Source organism: Paenibacillus sp. FSL M7-1455 (genome assembly GCF_038004655.1).
In the GTDB taxonomy this organism is placed as follows: domain Bacteria; phylum Bacillota; class Bacilli; order Paenibacillales; family Paenibacillaceae; genus Paenibacillus_AQ; species Paenibacillus_AQ cookii.
On record NZ_JBBORO010000001.1, the window covers coordinates 2,166,340 to 2,184,722 of the forward strand.

General features: G+C 54.8%; 20 protein-coding genes. 17 read left to right on the forward strand and 3 right to left on the reverse strand.

Features of this window, described 5'->3' with window-relative positions; translation table 11 throughout:
- The first annotated feature begins 7 nt into the window (after positions 1-7).
- The 11 genes from NYE48_RS10040 to NYE48_RS10090 all read left to right on the forward strand — a co-directional run bounded on the left by NYE48_RS10040 (position 8) and on the right by NYE48_RS10090 (position 9,630).
- Positions 8-835, forward strand: a complete 828-nt coding sequence (locus NYE48_RS10040) for a hypothetical protein (protein WP_036707101.1) — start codon at positions 8-10, stop codon at positions 833-835.
- Positions 836-841: 6 nt separating this feature from the next.
- Positions 842-2,032 (forward strand): WXG100 family type VII secretion target, encoded by a 1,191-nt coding sequence (locus NYE48_RS10045; RefSeq protein ID WP_036707105.1) that lies wholly within the window; start codon positions 842-844, stop codon positions 2,030-2,032.
- Positions 2,033-2,095: 63 nt separating this feature from the next.
- Positions 2,096-2,764: a hypothetical protein gene (locus tag NYE48_RS10050; protein ID WP_340998343.1), complete on the forward strand. Its 669-nt coding sequence runs from the start codon at positions 2,096-2,098 to the stop codon at positions 2,762-2,764.
- Positions 2,765-2,803: 39 nt separating this feature from the next.
- Positions 2,804-3,085 (forward strand): DUF4176 domain-containing protein, encoded by a 282-nt coding sequence (locus NYE48_RS10055; RefSeq protein WP_036707110.1) that lies wholly within the window; start codon positions 2,804-2,806, stop codon positions 3,083-3,085.
- 100 nt (positions 3,086-3,185) lie between these two features.
- Positions 3,186-3,461, forward strand: coding sequence for a WXG100 family type VII secretion target (locus NYE48_RS10060; RefSeq protein ID WP_036707112.1), 276 nt, complete (start codon positions 3,186-3,188; stop codon positions 3,459-3,461).
- A 220-nt stretch (positions 3,462-3,681) separates the two neighbouring features.
- Positions 3,682-5,772 carry a hypothetical protein gene (locus tag NYE48_RS10065; RefSeq protein WP_340998346.1) on the forward strand — a complete coding sequence of 697 codons (2,091 nt, stop codon included), beginning with the start codon at positions 3,682-3,684 and terminating at the stop codon, positions 5,770-5,772.
- A gap of 38 nt (positions 5,773-5,810) precedes the next feature.
- A complete protein-coding gene (locus tag NYE48_RS10070; protein WP_340998348.1) occupies positions 5,811-6,566 on the forward strand; it encodes a vWA domain-containing protein in 756 nt (251 codons plus the stop codon).
- A 13-nt stretch (positions 6,567-6,579) separates the two neighbouring features.
- Positions 6,580-7,386 carry a hypothetical protein gene (locus tag NYE48_RS10075; RefSeq protein WP_036707117.1) on the forward strand — a complete coding sequence of 269 codons (807 nt, stop codon included), beginning with the start codon at positions 6,580-6,582 and terminating at the stop codon, positions 7,384-7,386.
- 201 nt (positions 7,387-7,587) lie between these two features.
- Positions 7,588-8,061 carry an IS200/IS605 family transposase gene (gene tnpA, locus NYE48_RS10080; protein ID WP_340996591.1) on the forward strand — a complete coding sequence of 158 codons (474 nt, stop codon included), beginning with the start codon at positions 7,588-7,590 and terminating at the stop codon, positions 8,059-8,061.
- Between the two features lie 264 nt (positions 8,062-8,325).
- Positions 8,326-9,132 (forward strand): SDR family oxidoreductase, encoded by an 807-nt coding sequence (locus NYE48_RS10085; RefSeq protein ID WP_339321242.1) that lies wholly within the window; start codon positions 8,326-8,328, stop codon positions 9,130-9,132.
- A gap of 120 nt (positions 9,133-9,252) precedes the next feature.
- Positions 9,253-9,630 carry a DnaJ family domain-containing protein gene (locus NYE48_RS10090; RefSeq protein WP_340998351.1) on the forward strand — a complete coding sequence of 126 codons (378 nt, stop codon included), beginning with the start codon at positions 9,253-9,255 and terminating at the stop codon, positions 9,628-9,630.
- 97 nt (positions 9,631-9,727) lie between these two features.
- On the opposite strand, the gene gluQRS is transcribed toward NYE48_RS10090, so the two are convergent.
- Complete coding sequence (gene gluQRS / locus NYE48_RS10095; RefSeq protein ID WP_340998353.1) at positions 9,728-10,711, reverse strand: tRNA glutamyl-Q(34) synthetase GluQRS; 984 nt, start codon at positions 10,709-10,711, stop codon at positions 9,728-9,730.
- A gap of 128 nt (positions 10,712-10,839) precedes the next feature.
- Between gluQRS and hrpB the strand changes: the two genes are divergently transcribed.
- On the forward strand, positions 10,840-13,344 hold the full coding sequence (gene hrpB, locus NYE48_RS10100) for an ATP-dependent helicase HrpB (RefSeq protein ID WP_340998355.1): 2,505 nt from the start codon (positions 10,840-10,842) through the stop codon (positions 13,342-13,344).
- A gap of 71 nt (positions 13,345-13,415) precedes the next feature.
- On the opposite strand, the gene NYE48_RS10105 is transcribed toward hrpB, so the two are convergent.
- Both NYE48_RS10105 and NYE48_RS10110 read right to left on the reverse strand, forming a co-directional pair.
- A complete protein-coding gene (locus NYE48_RS10105) occupies positions 13,416-13,718 on the reverse strand; it encodes a hypothetical protein (protein WP_212949038.1) in 303 nt (100 codons plus the stop codon).
- 46 nt (positions 13,719-13,764) lie between these two features.
- The gene (locus NYE48_RS10110; RefSeq protein WP_212949039.1) at positions 13,765-13,983 is read right to left on the reverse strand and encodes a hypothetical protein; all 219 of its coding nucleotides are present in this window, start codon (positions 13,981-13,983) and stop codon (positions 13,765-13,767) included.
- Positions 13,984-14,266: 283 nt separating this feature from the next.
- Here NYE48_RS10110 and NYE48_RS10115 point away from each other — a divergent pair, with 283 nt between their 5' ends.
- The 5 genes from NYE48_RS10115 to NYE48_RS10135 all read left to right on the forward strand — a co-directional run bounded on the left by NYE48_RS10115 (position 14,267) and on the right by NYE48_RS10135 (position 18,231).
- Entirely contained in the window at positions 14,267-14,653 is a 387-nt protein-coding gene (locus NYE48_RS10115; RefSeq protein ID WP_036707215.1) for a DoxX family protein, read from the forward strand.
- Between the two features lie 42 nt (positions 14,654-14,695).
- Complete coding sequence (locus tag NYE48_RS10120; RefSeq protein WP_340998358.1) at positions 14,696-15,466, forward strand: pirin family protein; 771 nt, start codon at positions 14,696-14,698, stop codon at positions 15,464-15,466.
- 131 nt (positions 15,467-15,597) lie between these two features.
- Entirely contained in the window at positions 15,598-16,797 is a 1,200-nt protein-coding gene (locus NYE48_RS10125; RefSeq protein ID WP_340998360.1) for an acyltransferase, read from the forward strand.
- Between the two features lie 399 nt (positions 16,798-17,196).
- The gene (locus tag NYE48_RS10130; protein WP_036707143.1) at positions 17,197-17,556 is read left to right on the forward strand and encodes a helix-turn-helix transcriptional regulator; all 360 of its coding nucleotides are present in this window, start codon (positions 17,197-17,199) and stop codon (positions 17,554-17,556) included.
- Between the two features lie 297 nt (positions 17,557-17,853).
- Positions 17,854-18,231 (forward strand): DivIVA domain-containing protein, encoded by a 378-nt coding sequence (locus NYE48_RS10135; RefSeq protein WP_036707146.1) that lies wholly within the window; start codon positions 17,854-17,856, stop codon positions 18,229-18,231.
- The last annotated feature ends 152 nt before the right edge of the window (positions 18,232-18,383 follow it).

An 18,383-nucleotide genomic window follows, 5' to 3' on the forward strand; every position in this document is an offset into this window, starting at 1 on the left:
GCTCATAATGTTGACGATTCATGCTTCCAAACAGGATACGATTACGCTTGATAATAGAGAGTTTTTTTTCCTTGCCGGAATATTGGGTTCCGACCGCCTGCTGGGCGTGGAGGACCCGTTTCAAGGTTATCTGGCGCAGGAAATTGCCGAAGAATGGGACGATGTGAAAAGATCCCTTTTGGAAAAAGGCTACCTCGTCGAGGAAGACGACGGCAGCCTGCTGGCCATGCCGCCTAAGGTTTTTTCGCGCGTCGCCATCGCTAGCTTGGCGGAACGTTCATGCTGGCTGCGGTATAAACGCCAAGAGGAAGCCTTCGAGGGGTACTTGCATGCAACGAATGAACGCGTCGTGCAGGTGTGCAAGTCGGAGAAGGATTTGGTGTACGAGCTGGATGAGCTCGGCAACGTGGAAGCGGCCTGCAGCCAGCTGGTAGACAAAATGGATTTGAAAGATTACGCTCCAGCGGAAATGCCGGCGCTCCTCCTATCCAAAAAGAAATTCGGCGAAATATACAGCCGCATTCCGGCCCTTACTTTGGACGAGCTCGGTGACGAGCTTGCGGCCGCGACCAATGACGCGGAGGGCTCCATAGCCTTTGCCCGGTGCCTGAAGTTCCGGACGGGGGAAGGCGAGCTGCATTTTTCCACTTGGACGGGAAGCCGATGGGAGACGCAAAGCGCCGCTTTTGTGGTAAATGATACGATGAACTGGCTTGTCCGCATGAGCCTGAGGGGAGATCAAGACTGGTTGACCGCCAGTCCTGCCAGCAAACTACAATTTCAAGAGATGCTGCTTCTATGGTTGAAGCAGTCTGCAGAATCAGATGGAAGGTGATGGTCCGTGCGTATTTCTGTCGAACCGGAAGCACTCCGGGCATTAAGTCGTCAACTGGAGCAAAGCGGCGAGCAAATCCGCCAATTAACCGCGTTATTGAATCAGGCTTTGGGATCGCTCATATGGGAAACTTCTATCCGGGAATCTCTCTTGAACGAGTGGCAGGCCGCGAATCAGCAGGGGGAACAGATTTCGTCCATGTTAAGCGAAATGGGCAGAAACGTGCACAAAAAAGCGGGAATGTTCCAGTCGGCGGACGAACAGCATCATTCCTTTTTGGGAAACTCCGCCCTATACCATTCTCCGGTCGCGATGTTCCGCGCCGTAGGCGTTCAGGGGGACGGTTCCATCCTGCCGGGGTACGGCGGGCGCGGCATCCCGATCTCGAACCCGTCGTCGGCGGTCATGGCCGTACAAGCGCATAACGGCGACGATGACGGCCTCAATGTCGGATGGGGATACCAGGGGCCTACGCCTGCGGGGTGGGCGACGCTAGGATACGGCGCGCTGATGGTAGGCACGATGGTCAAAAGCGGGTTTAACGTCAATATGAGAAACAACGGCTCGGTCGCCACGATCAAAGGGGCGCGTTCTCCTTTTGCCCTCAGCGAAGGCATCCGGGGAACCCGGTACACGCTGAACAACGCGGCCAAAAATCCGCAGGTATGGAAATTCGTCGATCCTAAAATCGCGGCGAAAGAAGCCCTTTCGATCAAAGGCCTCGGCGGAAAGCTGGGTTATGCCGGGCTGCTGTTCGATACGGGCGTGTCCGGCTTTCAGGATTATAAAACCGGCGGGGCCAGCCGGGCCGCGGCCAGCGTTCTGGTCAACGGCAGCTTGGGGCTCGGCACCATGGCAAGCAGCGCGGCGATCGGGGCTGCGGTCGGTTCCGCGGTGCCCGTAGCGGGAACGGCAGTCGGCGCGGTGGTGGGACTGGCGTCGGGCGTCGTCATCTCGGCCGTCACCGACATTGAAATCAACGGGAAATCGCTTAAAACCTATGCGGTGGATGCGGTAGACGCGGCCATCGACGGAACGGTCGAAGGAGTGAAGTCGGCGGCAAAAGGGATCGGCCATGCGGCCGAAGAAACCTTCAACGCCGTGTCGGATTCCGTCAAAGCGGTATCCCACGGCGCCAGCGAGTTGGCGGATCAAGTGAAAAACAAACTCGGCAAGCTCGGGAATTTATTCGGCTAAGGATGCCACGCCGCGTTCGAAACCAGGTTTGGCGGCATCCGGCCACGCAAAGGAGTGGGAACGGTGAACGGCAATGCTCCACGGCAAAAGCAATCATTCGTTAACGATTATGCGGGAGTTTATCCGCTGCGCATCATCAGATCCCAGACGATCAGCCTGCTGCTGCTTCCCAACCTGCTGCTTCTGATCGCGGCTTTTGCGGATCCGTTCGTTCCGGTTTGGGCTTGGCTGCTGTTGGTTCCGCTGGCCGTAATGGACATCCTGGGACTGGCCGTCGTGATCTCTCCGGGAAAAATGCAGGAGTTCCATCTTTTTGTTCTGGGGGCGATCGGCATTTTGGGTTCCGCCGCTTTTGCGGCGGCTGCGAACAAGCTGGCTTATGCCACGCTGGACATTTCGTCGCCCTGGTTTCTGATCGGGTCCGCGGTTGGATACATAGTCGTATTTACGCTGCTTTACGGAATACATATGAGATTATTGTACAGCGGGTATTACAGCCGGGAGGAACAGGAGAAACCGGATGGAGACACGCGCGGGCTGAGGAAAACGCAAGGCATCATTTTGGCCTCCTCCGGCGCCGGCGTGCTCGTCTCGTGCGTGCTGATCAAAACCTTCGGGGGATACAGCATGAAAATAACGCTGATCATCGCGCTGCTTTTTTTGTTTGCTCTTGTTTATATCATGCTTGCCGGCAATCTTCATAAATTTTATTTGCTAAGAAAAAGACGCTAGCATACAAGCTGTCATAGAGAGAGGAAGGTTGAACAAACGATGGAGGAACGGGAACTCGCGAAATCATTGCTTCCGCTCGGGTCGATCGTTCTGCTCAAAGGGGCCCAAAAGAAGCTGATGATTTACGGACGCAAGCAGATCCAAATGGAAAGCAACACGTTATACGACTATCTCGGCGTGGTTTATCCGGAGGGATACATCGACCCTAACTATACTTTTTTGTTCAATCATGAGGATATCGACAAAATCGAGTTTACCGGATTTTCCAACGATGAGGAAAAAAGATTCCAAAAGATCCTGGAAGATGTTTCAATCGGATAAAGAAGCGGGTAAAAAGACTCAGGACCAGGGACTTTTGTTGAAGCCGGTCGTTTATAGTATAGTCGACTACGATAATCATTGAATTTGAAGGAGGAGCAACATGGCAGGACGTATTTTAATTACCCCGGAACAGGTGGACGCGGTTGCAAACCAATTCAAGCAAGGCGGCCAGCAAAGCCAGCAAATCGTGAGCAGCCTGACCCAGGCGATCCACGGCATGGAAGGTCAATGGGAAGGGATGACCAAGCAGCGTTTCTTCCAGGAATTCCAGGAAGCGAACAAGCAAATGCAATCTTTCGTTCAAATTTTGAACAATATCAGTCAGGAATTGACTGCCATCGCACAGAAATTCCGCACGGTCGACGAATCCCGCTAAGTTATGGTTTAATAGGACTAAGGGGATCGGGTTGAACTATTTTTAATAAAGTATGACGAGACCGGGTGTTCTTGAACTCCCGGTTTTCTGCCAAGTAAAGGCGTTTTGTTTGGAGGTCCCCCGCTTATTGCATGAGAATAATCGTACAAAGCGATAGCTCCACCTGAGTGGGGTTATTTTGCGGTCTATATCTGTTGTCGGATAAAGAGAGGGGATATCTATGTCTTTTCAACCCAATGCGGGTGACTCTATTTCTATTAACGGTAAAACCTATACGGTAGGCCAGCATCCGGCCGCTCCGGGTTTGGCGTATGCCCAGGCCGGCAGGCAGGGGATCGTCTACCAGCTCATCCCGCAAAACGGCGGGCCGGAAGAGGCGAAGGCGCTGAAAGTGTTTTTTTCGAAATTCCGGATTCCCGCGATGGTCTACCAGTCGGAGACGATGGAGATTTACAGCGAAAGCCCCGGCTTGCAGGTCTGCAAACGAGACGTGCTCACTCCCGAAAGAAACGGAGAACTCATCACCGAACATCCCGACTTGCTGTATGCCGTCCTGATGCCCTGGGTCCATGGGGTGACCTGGTTCGACGTCATCGCGGAGCAAAAACAGCTCAAGCGGACGGAAAGCCTTGCGCTTGCCAAAGCGCTTGCGGCGATCGGTTCGGGGATGGAACAACGCGGGCTGGCGCATTGCGACCTGTCTGCCCCGAACGTCATGCTTCCGTTTTTTTCAGAAGTCGATATGCCGGGCAAAAAATCCGTTGTCGAGCTGGTGGACGTGGAACAGATGTACAGCCCCAAAATGGACCGGCCGGACGTGCTTTTGTCGGGCTCTCCCGGCTACGCGGCGCATCGCACGGTACAAAGCGGGCTGTGGAGCGCTTATGCGGACCGTTTTGCAGGGGCGATCATCATTGCCGAAATGCTGGGCTGGTGCGATCCGCACGTGGTGGAAAAAGCGTGGGGAGAAAGCTACTTCGATCAGCATGAGATGCAAAATCCTTGCGAACGGTATTTCGTCCTGAAAAAATCGCTGGAGCGCAATTGGGGGACGAAAGTCTCGGAACTGTTCGCCCGGGCCTGGGAAAGCCAGGACATCAGCAGCTGTCCGACGTTCGGCGAGTGGCTGGTCGTTCTTTCCTCCATGAACGGGAACGAGCTGCCGCAACCCCAAGCGGAGGCTCAACCGGCGGCGGAGCCGGGAAAAGCTGAAGCGGCGGGTCCCCGCTCGAAAGGGGCGCTGGAAACCGCGGCAGCGGCAGCGGCTTTGCCTGACATGGAGGAGCAAGCGCCGCGCCGAACAGCTGCTGGCGCCGCCGAGTCGGGCAACGAACATGGAGTCGTCGACCGCTTGTTTAATCAGGCGCGGGAGATGGAGCAAAAGGGGGATCTGAAAGGAGCCCTTGAAGTGTACCGGTCTGCGCATCATTTCGTTCCGGCCGGTTCGCCGATGCAGGTGGAGCTGGAGGCGGCGATTGCGGGACTGGAAGAAACGCTGAATCCGAAACCCGAAGAGCAGCCGTCCGGGAAGATTCCTTTTTACCGTTCGCGCAAATGGCTGGCAGCCGGAATCGCGGCTTTGATTCTTGTCGTCGGTTCGGCTTTTGCGGTCAATCAGATTTTGGCCGATCGGGCCGAGCAAAAGGAAGCCGAGGTGTTAGCGAAGCAGCAGGAAGAGGCCCGGAAAGCGGAGCTGCAAAAGCTGGAGGAAGAGAAGCGGAAGCAGGCCGAAGCGGAGGCGCAGCGCAAGCAGGCAGAGGAGAAACGCAAAAAGGAAGAGGCGGAAAAGAAGCGCAAGCAGGAGGAAGCCATCAAGCTGGCCAAGCAAAAAGAGGAAAAGCAGAAGCTGCAGCAAAAATACGAGCAGCAGGCCAAATACGAAGCGTATCTTGCCAAGAAAAAGCTTGCCGAAGAAAAGAAAAAAGCGGCGGAAAAGCAGCGTTTGCAGGAGCTGTACGAAAAGCAGGCCCAATACGAGGCTTACCTGAAGCAGCAGAAAATTCTGCAGGAGAAGCTTGAGCAGCAAAGAATTCAGCAGGCGAAGGAAGCGGCTGCGCGCAAGCAGCAGCAGGCCAGAGAGCTGCAAAAGAGACGATCCAACCAGGTGGTGCAGCTGATCGCCTCGTACAATCAGGCATACAACGCCCAAAAAACCGGGAATACGTCCAAAGCAAGGCAATATGCCCTGAATTTTATCAGCCTGTACGAAAAAGACGCCGCTTATTTCAAAACGGTTGGCAAGGTCAGCTCGCGCGCCAATGCGATCTATAAGTTTTTGGCCAATACGGGTTACATACTGCCTAACATATAATTCAGTTCAATTTTCAAAAAGGGGAGTTGAAATCGCAGATGAACTATACCATTCAGGCTTCCCAGCGCACGCCCGCGCTTATTATCTACCTGATCGACATCAGCGCTTCCATGAACATGCTGATGGATAACAAACGCCGCATCGACGTCGTATACGAAGCGCTTTCTTTGGCCATCCGGCAAATGGTGTTCCGGTCGACGAAAGGGAACCGCCTGACGCCGCGATACCGGATCGCTATCTTGGCGTACAGCGACGACGTGTACGACCTGCTGAACGGCATCAAGGGGATCGACGAAATCGCGGCGGCCGGCACGTTGCCTGATTTGACGCCGAAACGTTTTTCGGATTCCGCCAAGGCGTTCCGCCAGGCAGAGCTGATTTTGCAGTCGGAGCTCCCCTCCATGCAGGATTGTCCGGCTCCGCTGGTGTGCCACATGACCGATGGCGTCGCAACGGGAGAAGATCCGGAGCCGATTGCCAGACGCATCATGAACATGAGCGTCCCGGACGGGAACGTGCTGGTGGAAAACATTTTTATTTCCGATCATTTGCTCGACCAACCCATCCTTCAGCCGCGGCGCTGGAAAGGCATCCATCCGGAAACCGTGCTGCAGGACGAACATGCGGTGAAGCTGAGAAATATGTCTTCGCCGCTGCCGGAAAGCTACCGGGAGATGCTCGCCGAAGCGGATTACCAGCTCGCCCCGGGCGCGCTGATGATGCTTCCGGGCAGCTGTGCGGAGCTTGTATCCATCGGATTCCAAATGTCGGCGGCGACGCCGGTCAGAGCGTAGGAAGGGGTAAGCTATGAAAATGAATTCGGCTGCAGCGAAGGACGTCTTTACGTATGTCAGTTCCCAGTCTTCAGAGCAGCGGCTCTCCACGTACCGCGGGCGGTTCGTTTGCAGATACGCCTACGGACGGGCAATGGAAAGTTTGGTGCAGGGGGAAAAGGGGCAGGATTTTGTCGGCGTCCACATCGATGGGGACGTGTGCAATTTCGTGTTATGCGACGGAGTCAGCATGAGTTATAGGGGAGATTTTGCGGCGCGGTTTCTGGGACATACGCTGCTCGAGTGGCTGGGAAAGACCCGGGAATGGTCGTCGGCGGGGTTTGCCGGTTTTATGCGGGAAATTACCGTGGCCGCTTCCGCGCAGTTAAAGCAGCTGATTCCTCCCAGCGAGACGCCTTCCTTGCTCCGCGAGGTTCTTGAGGACAAGCAGCGGCTTGGCAGCCAGACGATGTACATTTGCGGCCGCATCGAGCTGCCGACGTCCAAGAGAAAGCAAGGAAGGATATGGATGGCTTGGCAGGGGGATTCGCGGCTGCGGTTCTGGAGGCACGAGACGGAGATCAGCGAGCATTTCCGGGGAACGATGCAGACGAATGAACGCTGGTCGACGCTTACGGGGCCTGTCGGCGGCCAGCCGCATGTGTATCAGACCCGGCTGGAATACGGGATGCCGATGAGGCTCCAGTTATACACGGACGGGCTGGACGATCTGGACCCGATCCGCGAGCCGCTCCCCGACGAACAAATCCAGGTTCTGCTGGAAGCGCGGCATACCGGCGGGCTGCAGGACGATGCGGCATTTTTGGAGCTTAAATGGTAGAACGGCGTTCAAGATGAAGCCGGATCATTCGGCACGGGCCGAACGGCCCGGTTTTTTGTTTAGGCTTTAGCCAGTTGAGCTCGCGAAGCGTGCGAAACAAAAAACCACCCGCTATGCGGGTGGAGGGAACGAGGGTTTGACCAACAAGACCATCCCGATAAAATTGAGATGTTCAGGCTCAATTGAAAGGAATGGTCTTAGATGGCAAACAAGAACTATAGTTTAGCTCACACAAAGTGGATGTGCAAATACCACATTGTATTCACCCCGAAGTATAGACGGAAAGAGATCTATAATCAAGTGAGGAAAGATTTAATCGAAATTTTCAAACGATTATGTAAATACAAGGGAGTAGAGATCATAGAAGGTCATATGATGCCAGATCACGTACACATGCTGGTAGCGATACCACCGAAAATTTCAGTATCAGCCTTCATGGGATATCTGAAGGGGAAAAGTGAGCTAATGATCTTTGAGAAGCATGCGCAATTAAAGTATAAATATGGGAATCGGAAATTTTGGGCGGAAGGATACTACGTCAGTACAGTAGGCTTAAACGAGGCAACCGTCGCAAAATATATTCGTGAACAAGAAGCACATGACCAGGCAGTGGACAAACTGAGTGTGAAGGAGTATGAGGACCCTTTTAGCATAAATAGTAGCAAGAAAAAGTAAACCAGTTTAACTGGTAAGTGAAAGAGACAAATTACACTGAGCCTGAACAATTTATTGTCAGGCTAGCGTCTTTAGGCGCAGTTTGGCAACAGGGGGTTATACCCCAAGTGCAAACCACCCGTTGGACGGGTGGTTATGATTGTCCCTGGGCCAGCGCCCGGGGATTTGTTTTTTTCGCGGGCGTGATTAGACAGAACCTTTTTTTGGGTAATCTTGAGACAAATGCAACATAATAGAATCAGGACCCAAAAGGAGAGATCTAACATGAGCCAGCAGCAAATCAATAAATTGCGTTTTTCAGGCAAAACGGCCATCGTGACCGGAGCGGGTTCCGGGATCGGCAAGGCGGCAGCCGTGAAATTGGCAACGGAAGGGGCAAACGTCGCGTTGTTCGACCTGCTGGACGACCGCACCGCCCAGGCGGAAGCCGAAATCAACGCCATCCGGCCCGGCAGCGCCCGCGCCTTCGACGTCGATACTTCGGATGCCGCGCGCGTCGAAAAAGCGGTGCTGGAAACCGCGGAGCTGTTCAAGACGGTTGACATCGTGTTTGCCAACGCGGGCATCAACGGCGTGCTGTCGCCTATCGAGGACATGAAACTCGAGGATTGGCAGCATACGTTAAGCGTCAATTTGAACGGCACGTTTTTGACGGTGAAATATGCCATTCCCCATTTGAAAAAACAAGGGGGCAGCATCATCGTTACGAGCTCGATCAACGGCAACCGGACGTTCTCCAATTTCGGGATGGCGGCCTACAGCACTTCGAAGGCAGGACAAGTCGCGTTCGCGAAAATGGCGGCGCTGGAGTTGGCGAAATTCAAAATCCGCGTCAACGTCATCTGTCCGGGCGCCATCTCGACCAACATCGACCAGAGCACCGAAAAAACCGACGAACTGAAGGAAATCGTCATTCCGGTACAATACCCGCAGGGCAGCCAGCCGCTGTCGGACGGGCCGGGCACGCCGGAAAACGTAGCCGATCTCGTAGCCTTTTTGGCTTCGGACGAATCGATCCATATCACCGGCACCCAGGTGTACATCGACGGAGCGGAGTCGCTTCTCCGGTAAGACGGCTTCAGCCGAGCCGTTTCCGCTTCCGCCGCCAGCGGTTTTCTTTCGTTTGACAGCGTCGGCGGTTCATGTTTTCATAAGGGTGGAACGCATCTTTTCAACTGGGAGGTTTCCGCCATGGGAATCATGTCTTGGCTTGCTGAAGAACGCATCCATAAGGCCATGGAACAAGGCGAGTTCAAGGATTTGGCAGGCAAAGGAAAACCGCTGGAGCTGGAAGACTTGTCGCATATTCCCGAGGACCTTCGGATGTCGTATAAAGTCATGAAAAACGCAGGAGTTATTCCGGAGGAGATGCAGCTGCAAGGCGAACTGCTGAAGCTGAGGGATTTGATATACGCCTGCGAAAACGCCGGCGAAAAAGAAAAGCTGAAACGGTCGCTGACCGAAAAAAAGCTGCGCTTCCAAATGCTTATGGAGCAACGAGGGTTAAGCGGAAGCACGGCGTTTCTGGAATACGAGCCTAAAATCCGCGGCCGCTTGGAGGATGCATAAACAGACGGCCGTATGCGGCGGCGTGCGGTTGGCCGAACCGGAAAAAACCTCTATCCTTGCCTTGAACCTATGGCGAAGGGATAGAGGTTTTTTGCCGTTATGAAGCGCCATGCAAACGGGAAAGCATCTCGCTCGTAATGACGATCGGTTCGGAAGGTAGCTTGTCCATGCGGAAAAGGGGAATGCATTCGCGTGCGGTTAACGGCTCGGGATTCGGGGTGAATCCCGCAAGCCACATCAGCCAGCCGACCAGACGCTCAGGCGCCGTTTGGCGTTCGCGCAGGGCGGAAAGGCTGGTTCCTCCATGCCGCTTGGCCAGCCTCTTGCCGTCCGGTCCCATAAATAACGGGACATGGGCGAACGACGGTGCTTCCATCCCGAGGGCTTTGTACAGCAGCAGCTGCCTCGGGACCGAATCGAGCAGGTCCGCTCCCCGGAGGACGTCCGTAATCCCCATCATGTGGTCGTCAACGACGACGGCCAGCTGATAGGAGATCATGCGATCCGCCCGCCGGACGATAAAATCGCCGCCCGCGGCCGCATCGAACGTCTGCGTCCCCGCAACGCCGTCATGGAACACAAGCTGTTCATGCCGGACCTTAAACCGCAGGGACGGTTCTTTCACCAACGATTTGCGGTCCGCCTCTTCGTCGGTCAGGTTCCGGCAGGTACCGGGATAAGCGGGTCCCTCCGAGGACAGGCCGTGGGGAGCGCTCGCTGCCGCGAGCAGGTCCGCACGGCTGCAGAAGCAGCGGAACAAATATCCATTCTCTTGAAGCCGCTTCAGCGCTTCGTCGTAATATTCCATGCGTTCGCTTTGCGTATACGGGCCGAACGGGCCGCCGATATCCGGACCTTCGTCCCAATCGAGCCCGAGCCAATGTAAATCGTCCAGGATTTGTTTGGCGAGATGGGGTTTGGAACGCTGGGTGTCGATATCTTCAATCCGCAAAATAAAGGTCCCGTCCGCGCTTCGGATTTGCAGCCAGGACAGCAGGGCCGTCCAGGCGTTGCCGATGTGCAGTTCGCCTGAAGGCGTTGGCGCGAATCGGCCTCGCGCCCGACGTAGGTTCTGGCTCAAAGTCATCGTCTCCTTTAAAAATGCGCTTCGTACATTTTATAGCAAACAGGCGTGGATATCCAGTCGCTGATCGCACTATAATGGAAGTAGTTCAAACATAGGTTGGAAAGACATGGTGATGGAGAACAATGAACGAATTACCGATTCAGCGGGTTCTGCCCGAGCTTCTGGACCGATTGCGCCGCGGCGGTTCCGCGGTCCTTGTCGCCGAACCGGGAGCGGGAAAAACGACGCAGGTTCCGCTTGCATTCATACATGAGGAGTGGCTGTCCGGACGTAAAATCGTCATGCTGGAACCGCGCCGCCTGGCCGCCCGTTCGGCGGCCGAATACATGTCCCGGATGCTTGGCGAGCAGCCGGGAGGGACGGTCGGCTACCGCGTCAGAATGGATAGCCGGACAAGCCGCGCTACCAAAATCGAAGTCGTTACCGAAGGCATATTGACGCGAATGCTGCAAAGCGATCCCGGTCTGGAAGACGTCGGCATGATCATTTTTGACGAATTTCATGAAAGAAACCTGCAAGGGGATTTGGGGCTTGCCCTGGCATTGGAAGCAAAGGCCGCTTTGCGGGAGGATCTCCGCATCCTGGTGATGTCCGCAACGCTTGAAGCCGAGCCGGTGGCCGCGCTGCTTGGGAATGCCCCAGTCGTGAACTGCCCCGGCAGGCAGTTTCCGGTCGAAACGGTTTATAGGCCGCCCGCTGCCGGCACGCCGCTGGAAAAACATATGGCGGCCGTCATTCGCGAGGCGTCCGCCAGCCATCCCGGCGACGTGCTTGCTTTCCTTCCGGGCCGGGGAGAAATCCGCCGGGTGCAAGCCGAGCTTGAAAGCGGCGGCATCCCGGCAGACTGCGTGATCCGGCCGCTGTATGGCCAGCTGCCGCAAAAGGAGCAGGAGGCCGCCGTGCTTCCCGATCCGCAAGGCAGGCGCAAATGGATCCTCGCGACGTCGATCGCGGAGACGAGTTTGACGATCGACGGCGTACGCATCGTCGTCGATTGCGGTTATATGCGCACGCAGCTCTTTTCCGCCCGGACAGGCATGCCGTATCTGGCGACGGACCGGGTCTCCCGCGCTTCCGCGGACCAACGCAGGGGCCGGGCCGGCCGTACGGCTCCCGGCATCGCGTACCGGTTATGGAGCCATGAGGTGCAAAATCATCTGCGTTCGCGGAATACCCCCGAAATGTTGCAAACCGACCTGGCCCCGCTCGCGCTGGAACTTGCCGCCTGGGGCGTGCAGGATCCGCGGGACATGCTTTGGCTTGATCCTCCGCCGGAAACCGCGTACGAGCGGGGAAAAGAGCTGCTGCAGCGCCTCGGCGCCGCCCGTCCGGACGGTTCCGTGACGGAAAAGGGCAGAAAAATGGCGGAGTTGGGCCTGCATCCGAGGTTATCGGCGATGATGATTCAAGCGGAAGAGATGGGGCAAAGCGGGCTGGCCGCCGTCCTTGCCGCCGTATTGCAGGAGCGGGATATCTTCCGCGCCGGCCAGGGGGCAGGTCCGGATTCGGATATCCGGAGCCGCGTGCAGGCGGTAAACCGGTGGGAGCAGCAAGGCGTTGCGGGCTCCCATATAGACGAAGCGGCCTTGAAGCGAATCGTCCAGGAAAGCCGGTATATGCAGAAACGGCTTGATACGAATTCGGCCGGGGCTTGGCAGATCGAAAAAAGCGGCCTGCTCCTGTCCTTCGCCTATCCGGACCGGATCGGCCAAAGCCGTGGCGGCGGAAAATTTCTGCTGACATCCGGGCGCGGGGTGGAACTGCCCGGAGAGCAGCCGCTAAGCCGCGAGGCCTATGTGACGGTGGCGGCGGTCGACGACAGGAAGGGAGCGGAAGGGAAGATTCTGCTCGCCGCTCCCGTCAGCCTTGAAGACCTTCGGCGGCATCACGGGGACGACATTACGGAGGAGACGACCGTAGAATGGGACCCGTCGCTGGGCGGCGTAAAATCCCGCCATCAGCTGCGCCTCGGCGCGATCGTCCTGCGCGAGTCGCCTGCCGCCGAGCCGCCGGCGGAAGCGGTGGCGCAGGCTTTGCTGGACGGGATCCGCTCCGAAGGGCTGGGGATCCTTGCCTGGACCAAGCAGGCCGTGCAGCTTCGCCAGCGCCTGCAGCTTATGCACGAGGCCGACCCCGATTGGCCGGACATGGGGGACGAGGCTCTGCTGGAACATCTGGAGGAATGGCTGCTGCCCTATCTTTACGGCATCAAAAGCCGGAACGGCCTTCAGAAGCTGCAGCTGGTTCCGATCCTGGAGCAGATGGTCGGGTGGGACAAAAAGTCCCGGCTCGATCAAGAAGCGCCGACGCATATCACCGTCCCAAGCGGCTCAAAAATCGCCGTGGACTACAGCGATCCGAAACAGCCCGTGCTGGCGGTGAAGCTGCAGGAAATGTTCGGGCTTCACGAGACGCCGAAAATCTGCTTCGGCAGAATCCCTTTGACCATCCATCTGCTGTCGCCGGCGCAGCGGCCGGTCCAAATCACTTCGGATTTGGCGAGCTTTTGGAAACACGGATATTTTGAAGTGAAAAAGGATTTGAAAGGACGGTATCCGAAGCATTACTGGCCGGACGACCCGCTGGAAGCGATCCCGACGAGACGCACGCGTCCCCATCCCCAATAATAGCGATACAAACAAGGCTTCTGCTTTCGCAGAGGCCTTTTTCTATCGGCGGTGCGGGCCGCAAAAAGGACTTATCGCCGGCGCGGCATCATTTTACGAACTTTGCTTGCCCACTTGATATCCCTTTCCCATTGCTCCGATGCGTCGGCCGTCAGCCAATCTTGATCGAGGCATAACTTAAGCAAGCGTTCCTCCAAATAGATGGAATGCATGAGATGAGCCAACAGCTCTTCCATCAGCGCGTCATCTGCGGCAGCTTCGATGCAGTCCGCCAGCAATGTCATGCGCAGCCGGTTATCCTGCAGCATGTCCTGCGCGATGAATTGATCATTAAACGCTTTGATGCCCAGCAAGCTTTCCGTCACGGGATTCAAAGGTAGACACCTCGCTTTTTGCTCTTCGAAAAACTCAGCCGGGATTTTACTGGCGGTCCAACCTGTCGTCAAAAGCATCCAGCAGCCGCCGATTCAGTTCCGCATACTCCATTGCGAGCCTTGCAAGCTCCGGGGAGGTGATCAATTGGACGAACGTGCCGGATTTGACAAGCCGCAGCGTCTCATGCCGAAGAAGGCCTTGCCATTGGAAGCAGGCTGCCGCAGTGTTTTGGATAGGGGACGAGTGCCCGGACATTTTTTCCATAGACGTACTCCATTCTCTTTCGGCATATTATGAGCGGAAAAAAGCGGTTTTATGAGCGGATCTGCAGGCTTGCTTCGATCTCCGGAATGAAGTTCTCTTTTTTAAAATAAGGGTTGACTAATATCTGAATATCATGTATCTTTAAATCAAGATAAATAACAAACGCATAGGAGTGAAAATATGATTCGTTTATCCAAAGCTTAGCGCTCATTTTTTTGAACTCATATCTTAAATTAAAGCTAATTAAAATAAAGAATAAACAATAATGGAGGAATAAATAATGATGATAGCTTGGGGATTGTTGATCATCCGTTTGATCGTCGGATTGACGTTTGTCGGGCACGGAGCCCAAAAATTGTTTGGGTGGTTCGGCGGTCCGGGCATTAAAGGCACGGCCGGCTGGTTCGGGTCCATCAACATCAAACCGGCGTTGCCGATGGCCGTCCTGGTCGGATTGTTCGAACTGGTGGGCGGGCTGCTGTTTGCGGCAGGCCTTTTTACGCCGGTAGGTGCGGCGATGTTGGCCGTGACGATGTTGGGAGCCATCTTGACGGTTCATATGAAAAACGGCTTCTGGAGCACTTCGGGCGGCATCGAGTTCAACCTGATCCTGCTTGCGGTCGTGGTGGGCGTTGCGTTGACCGGTCCGGGAGCTTATCATCTGTTTTAATGACACTGCTTGAACATCCCGTATTTGAAGGAGGGAATTGCCGTGAGAATTCGTTTGTACACGCCTGCGATGCAGGGAAAAGGCAAATTTGACGGAGGAAACATCACGGAGCAGAAACCGATCGGTTTTCCGGGCGAAGGCTCCGTCATCAACCGCGTAGGTCCGTTATATTACTGGGCATGGGCCCACACGCCTAAGGAAGGCTACATTCCGCCGCATCCCCACTATGGCTTCGAAATTATGACGTACGTGATTCGGGGGACCGCCGAACATGGCGATTCCCTCGGCACCCGCAGCACGATCGGCGAAGGCGGGGTGCAGGTGATCAAAGCCGGCAGCGGCGTCAGCCATGAAGAACGTTTTTTCGGTCCGGATATGGAGGCTTTTCAAATCTGGTTCGAACCTGACCTGAAGCTGGAAGCGAAAAAAAAGCCGGCTTACGAACAGTTTGATCGGGACGACATTCCGTGCAAAGAGCAAAACGGCAGCCGCGTGAAACAGATATTGGGCGGAGAATCGCCGATCCTGCTGACGGCCGATGCCCGGATGTGGGACGTTGAGCTCAAGCCCGGCCATGAATACGCCCATACCCTGTCCAAAGGCACGACGTTAACCGCCCTGGCGGTTCGAGGCGCAGGGAGCTGGAAGGAAGGGAAAGCGCATGAGGAAGCTTTTCATGAGCGGGATTTCATGCTGCTGACATCGGACCGCGAGGAGGAAGTATTCCTTCATGCCGGTGACGAGGACGTAAGAATGCTGCTGATCGAAGTTCCGGAACGGGTACACTACGGGCTTTTGCCGAAAAAATTCTAAAAACATTTGTCAAAAGAGCGCAGCGGATGCTATAGTCTGTCTGGCGCTCTTTTTGGCTTTTCTGCTTCAGATGCCGCATAACGGGGTTAACGATAACCAAAAATACTTTTGATTTCAAAGGGAGGGTGGACATGCCGAAAAAAGCCAGAATACGTGAAATCGAACTGCTGCGAGGTCTGGCTTTTTTGGCCGTTGCGCTTCAGCACGCGATTGCCCATTACGCCGGCCTGAACGAGGCCCGGATGGAGGACGGGGTCTTGATGGCCATCCTCCTGCTGGCCGCCAAATTTGCCGTGCCTGTCTTCATTTTTATCACGGGCATGGTATTGTTTTATAACTATGACGGGCAGCTGCGGTACGGCTCGTTTTTGCGCAAGCGGTTCGGCGATATCGTGGTTCCCTATATCTTGTGGTCTGCGGTGTATTTTACGGAAAACCCGGGATGGAGCGGGGATCTTCTGCACCGGCTCGAAACGTTTGCCAGCCATCTCGTCACCGGCAAAAACAGCTACCATTTATGGTACATCGTCATGATCGTTCAATTTTATGCGCTGTTCCCGGTACTGCGCTGCCTCATGCGCGCATGCGCGAAAAGGATCCCGTTCCGGTGGCGGGCTGCCGCATTGACGGGGGCAGGCATGTTATGCCTCCTGCTTGTCTATCATTTGTTTCGGATATCAGGATTTATGGCGGAGGCGGAAATTCCGTTTTTGACGCCGTTTTTTACGGCATATGCGGACCGCAATTTTTTGTATTTTTCCTTTTATTTCATCCTCGGGGCTGCGGCCGGAATGGCTCCGGATCGCTGGAGTTATTGGCTTGCCCGGGGAAAGGCGGCGTACTTGGCCGTTTTCGCCTTGCTGTTCGGATATTATATGTATATAACGGTGCAGGGTTTTGCGACCCCGGACGGTGTTCATTTTTCTTTTATCGGGCTCAGTCTGCTGCGGCCGCTGATCATGGTTTTTCTCGTCAGCTCGATTTTCGTATTTTATGCCTGGTCCAAAACATGGTCGGAATCTTCGGGGCCGATCGTCCATAAGGCGATGAATTTTCTCGGCCGATATTCGTACGGCGCTTATTTGGCCCATGCGCTGATGCTGCGCCAAAGCTACAGGGTGGATGCCCGGCTGTTTGCCGGATGGAACGTGACGCTGCGGATGCTGATGTCTTTCCTGGTCTGCGTGGTTTTGTCTTATGCGGTAACCGTCGCGCTTTCTTATTTGCCGTTCGGCAAATGGACGGCCGGAGTTTCTTCGCTCAGGCGCAAACCGCGGGAATCCGTTCCGGCGCAAGGACAACCGTCTGTGCGGAATTTCGACGGCAGCTGATGCCGATCGGCAGCAAACGACCCTCGCTTTTTACAACCATCGTTAGCAAACGGACGATTTCGTAAAAGGCGAGGATTTTTTTTGAGTACTAATCTTACAATTTCAATATATGAAAAATTCACAATAGAAAAACCTTGAACGTTCTTTCGCACCCGTCCTGCCGTTTGCCTTCCTGTTGCATTCTTGCGCGTGGTTGAAACGAAAAAAGCGGCCCGCGTACGCGTCCATGAGGAGATGAGCTGCGGATGTGTTTCTTTGGCGTCAAAACCGTTCACGGAACGTACTTACGTACTCGGCCAAGGATCGGCGATTTGTTATTCAGTGAATGCTTCATGTCATGCTTTTTTGAAAATAGTGGTTTATAATGGAATTAGCGAAGGAGCAAAGGGGGAAGCGGCGGTGGCTTTTATGATTGCCCAGCGTGCTTTTATTAAAACGTATTTGATTACGATGGTGGAACAGCACCGGGGATACGGCTATCAAATGCTGGAAGAAATGAGGCAGGAATTCAAGTCGTTCGGGTATTCGCCGCCCCAAAGCGAAATTTATCGCGCGCTGCATGAGCTGGTGCAGGAGGGCGTTTTTTACCGGACCAAGCAGCTGAAAGGCAACGATCCCCGCGTGGATTTCCAGGAGATCGTGCTGTACCATTTTACCGAAGACGGCCACGAAAAGGCCAAGCTGTACAAAAAACAGGTCAAAGCCGATCTGGATCGCTGCCTCGGCATGCTGAACAAAGCCGTAAAAGACAATTATTGACGTTCGACGCGAAACCCCGAATCTCCAATCGGAGAAACGGGGTTGTTTTTGCGGCTAGAGCCGTTTGCTGGATGATGCGGTCGTTTCTGCCGGAAGCGTCGACGGCCAACATGCGCGTTTCACGCGGCGGATTCATTCCAAGAAGCAGGGAAAACGCTTTTCGTATTGGAATATTCTCCAAAAAAACGGCCAACCATTTTCATCTTGGGCCCGGTTGTGATATAAAAGTGAATGGGGATGTATATAATGAAACGACTGTCCCGTTTTTGAGTCGCAACATATTTGGAGGTATTGGCAATGGATGAGCATATGCAGCGCCGACTGGATAAACAGAGAAAGCTGTTTAAGCAGCTGGGTATACATTTGGATGCTCTTTCGATCCACGAAAAAGTGTTCAGCACCAAACTTAGAGGATACGATCCGGAAGAGGTCGATTCCTACCTGGATGAAATTATTAGCGATTATGAACGATTTTACGCAACCATTTCCGATCTGATGGATAAATGGCAGGAGCAGCAGGTTGCGCTGCGCGAGATGAAGTCGAGCTCCCGCCCCGAACCCGACCGGTTCGCGATCGATCCGAAGCAAATCGAGGAAATCGTGCTCAAAATGGAGTACAACCTCAGACAGCTGAAAACGAAGATCCGTCCGGAACCCGACTTTTTTGTAGATTAATCCTTAAAGCCCTACATACGCGTATGATCATGCCCCCTAAGAAAGCGGAAGCTTTTTTGGGGGTTTTGTTTTGCAGTCCACAAAAATAAGAAGTGGGAAGGGCTGTTGCATGGTGGTAACATAAGGGCGGGTATTCTGCTTGGAGCACAGGC